The sequence below is a fragment of the Fibrobacter sp. UBA7003 genome, assembly GCA_002449765.1.
In the GTDB taxonomy this organism is placed as follows: Bacteria; Fibrobacterota; Fibrobacteria; order Fibrobacterales; family Fibrobacteraceae; genus Fibrobacter.
The window spans coordinates 261,715-264,727 of sequence record DJXN01000013.1; the positions used below are offsets into that span (position 1 = coordinate 261,715).

At 55.1% G+C, this 3,013-nt stretch carries 5 protein-coding genes; all 5 read left to right on the top strand.

The features are described 5' to 3' along the window. The coding region (locus tag B2952_RS10755; protein WP_290781611.1) for a GDP-mannose 4,6-dehydratase at positions 1-408 on the top strand (408 nt) is incomplete at its 5' end. Beyond that, complete coding sequence (gene rfbC, locus B2952_RS10760; protein ID WP_290736337.1) at positions 408-971, top strand: dTDP-4-dehydrorhamnose 3,5-epimerase; 564 nt, start codon at positions 408-410, stop codon at positions 969-971. The genes B2952_RS10755 and rfbC, both read left to right, overlap by 1 nt. A 63-nt stretch (positions 972-1,034) precedes the next feature. Then, positions 1,035-1,478: a low molecular weight protein-tyrosine-phosphatase gene (locus B2952_RS10765; RefSeq protein ID WP_073113508.1), complete on the top strand. Its 444-nt coding sequence runs from the start codon at positions 1,035-1,037 to the stop codon at positions 1,476-1,478. Continuing rightward, on the top strand, positions 1,478-2,623 hold the full coding sequence (locus B2952_RS10770; protein ID WP_073113507.1) for a polysaccharide biosynthesis/export family protein: 1,146 nt from the start codon (positions 1,478-1,480) through the stop codon (positions 2,621-2,623). Before B2952_RS10765 ends, B2952_RS10770 begins: the two co-directional genes overlap by 1 nt. A 5-nt stretch (positions 2,624-2,628) precedes the next feature. Next, positions 2,629-3,013: sugar phosphate nucleotidyltransferase (locus B2952_RS10775; RefSeq protein ID WP_290781613.1), on the top strand; the 385-nt coding region annotated here is incomplete at its 3' end.

Consider the following 3,013-nt stretch of genomic DNA (forward strand, 5'->3'; position numbering starts at 1 on the left):
GGCGAGAACGTGCGCGACTGGCTCTTCGTGGAAGACCACGCCCGCGCCATCGACGTGATTTTCCATAACGGCAAAATTGCCGAAACCTACAACATCGGCGGGTTCAACGAATGGAAGAACATCGACATCATCAAGGTCGTGATTAAAACTGTCGATAAGTTGCTCGGCCGCGCGGAAGGCGAGGACATGAACCTCATCACCTACGTGACGGACCGCCTGGGCCACGACGCGCGCTACGCCATCGACTCCACCAAGCTCCAGAAGGAACTGGGCTGGGAACCGAGCCTGCAGTTCGAGGAAGGCATCGAGAAGACGGTGCGCTGGTACCTCGACAACCAGGAATGGCTCGACAACATCACGAGCGGCGACTACGAAAAGTATTACGAAAAAATGTACGGGAACAGATAATGGGAAAGTTTAACTTTATCAAAACCTCTATCGAGGGCGTGACGATTATCGAGCCGACGGTCTTTGGCGACCAGCGCGGCTACTTCATGGAAACCTACAACAAGGGCGAATTTGACGCTGCCGGCCTCAATATGGTCTTCGTGCAGGACAACGAATCCAAGAGCAAGAAGGGCGTACTCCGCGGCCTCCACTTCCAGAAGAAGAATCCGCAGGGAAAGCTCGTGCGCGTGATTGACGGTGAAGTCTTTGACGTGGCTGTGGACCTGCGCAAGGGTAGCCCGACGTTCGGCAAGTGGGAAGGTGTTACGCTCTCTGCCGAGAACAAGAAGCAGTTCTACATTCCCGAAGGCTTTGCGCATGGGTTTGTGGTCCTCAGCGAAACAGCGACATTTGTTTACAAGTGCACCCGCCTCTACGACCCGAAGGACGAAGGCGGCCTCATGTGGAACGACCCCGAAATCGGCATCAAGTGGCCGGTGGGCAATGGCTTTGAACCGCTTCTCTCCGAAAAGGACACGAAGAACCCGCCGCTCAATGACCTGGGCTTCGCGTTTGAAGTGTAATTCCTTTTGTCATGCCCGCGCAGGCGGGCATCTCTTATGATATAATTTTCTAATTTAAGAGCAATGAAGCATATTTTAGTTGTCTGTACGGGAAATATTTGCCGTAGCCCCACGGGAGAATACCTTTTGAAAAAGGAACTCGGTGAGGGTTTTGAAGTCATGAGCGCCGGGCTTGGCGCCTTGGTGGATCATCCTGCGCACGAAATCAGCCAGAAGATCGCTCTTGAACATGGTATTGATATGAGCGCGCACCGTGCTCGCCAAATAAACCTGGATATCCTCAAGTGGGCGGATCTTGTCCTGGTTATGGAAAATGGGCACAAGGCGGAACTTTTGCGCCGCTATCCGGCCCTTGGAGACAAGGTCCATCGTTATGGCGAGGCTCAGCAGGTCGATGTCCCCGACCCCTACCGTAGGCCCGAAAGTGCTTTTGTGTTGGCTTGGAACTTTATTTCTAAACTGACCCCTTATTGGGTCGAGAAGATTAAACAGAGCGAGGCTCAATAATGAAAAAATTGAATCTTTTGCTTGCTGCCGGTGTTGCCCTCGTCATGGGCGGCTGCTCGCTGGGCCCCCACATGCGAATGTCGGTGCCGGAAGGTGATGCGGAAGGATCCGCCGAATACAACGGCATCAAGGTGGTTGTCCACTCTATCGAAAACGGTGATTTTGGCACGGGCACGGCTGCTGCCGGTGATTCTGCAAAGTCGGATTTCGGCGAGCTTGCAGAACTGATTGTGGATTCCCTGCCGAGTCTTGAATACCGCATCGGTCCTCTGGACATGGTCCAGGTGGTCGTTTGGGAACACCCGGAACTCACGTCCCCGATGGGCCAGTACCAGCCTGCCGGCCAGCGCGTGACGACCGATGGCACGCTATTCTACCCCTATGCTGGCGAGATTAAGGCCGCGGGTCTTACGGCGCAGGAACTTCGTGCCGAAATCACGAAGCGCCTTTCCGACAAGATTTTGAACGATCCGCAGGTTGATGTACGCGTGACGGGCTACAACAGCCTCAAGGCGTTTATCTCCGGAGCCGTGAACAAACCGGGCTACGTTTCCTTTAACGAACTGCCGATGACTATCCCCGCTGCGATTGCGAGCGTGGGTGGATTTGCCGATGAGGCAGACCCCTCCGGAATGCAACTGCGCCGTGGAGACAAGGTCTATAGCATCAACTACCTTGATGCATTCAAGGCGAACCTCCCGCTCGACAAGATTCTCCTCAAGCCCGATGACCAGATTTTTATTCCGGCCCTCAGCGAGACCCAGAAGGAGAACCGCGTGTTCGTGATGGGCGAAGTTGCGAGGACTGGCGCCGTGAACGTGAACCAGGGCAAGCTCTCGCTCGTCGAGGCATTGGCTGCGGCTGGTGGCCTGCAGACGACATATGCGTCTTCTAAGTCTATTTATGTTATCCGTAACACTTCGGAAAAGCAGATTGACGTGTACCACCTGAATGCGAAGAACGCGATGGCGCTCGCGATGGCCGAACGCTTCAACCTGAATTCGCGTGACGTTGTCTATGTCGATGCTTCCGATCTTGGAACGTGGAACCGTCTCGTGAATTTGATCTTGCCTACGGCATCGATCATAAACTACGGGGCTAGCACGACTCGTAACATTGAGCTGATTTCTAGAGATGGGTGGTAATAGATATGATTAACCTTATCCTTTGTGGTGGTTCGGGCACGCGCCTCTGGCCCGTGAGCCGTTCCCTGATGCCCAAGCAGTTTGCCCCGCTCTTTGACGGGCAGTCCCTGTTCCGCAAGACGGTTGTCACGAACGCCGCCGTCTGCGAGTCGCAGTTCATCGTCTCCAACGCCGACCAGTTCTTCCTCGCGAAGGACCAGCTCGAAGTCGAAGGCATGACCGGCAGCAAGTTCCTGCTGGAACCCGTGGGCCGCAACACTGCGCCCGCGATTGCGCTTGCCTGCCTTACCATGGATCCGGAAACCATCGTGCTCGTGTCCCCGTCGGACCACGTAATCCGCAAGAAGGACGAGTACAAGAAGGTTCTCCTCCGTGCGCAGGAACTCGCCG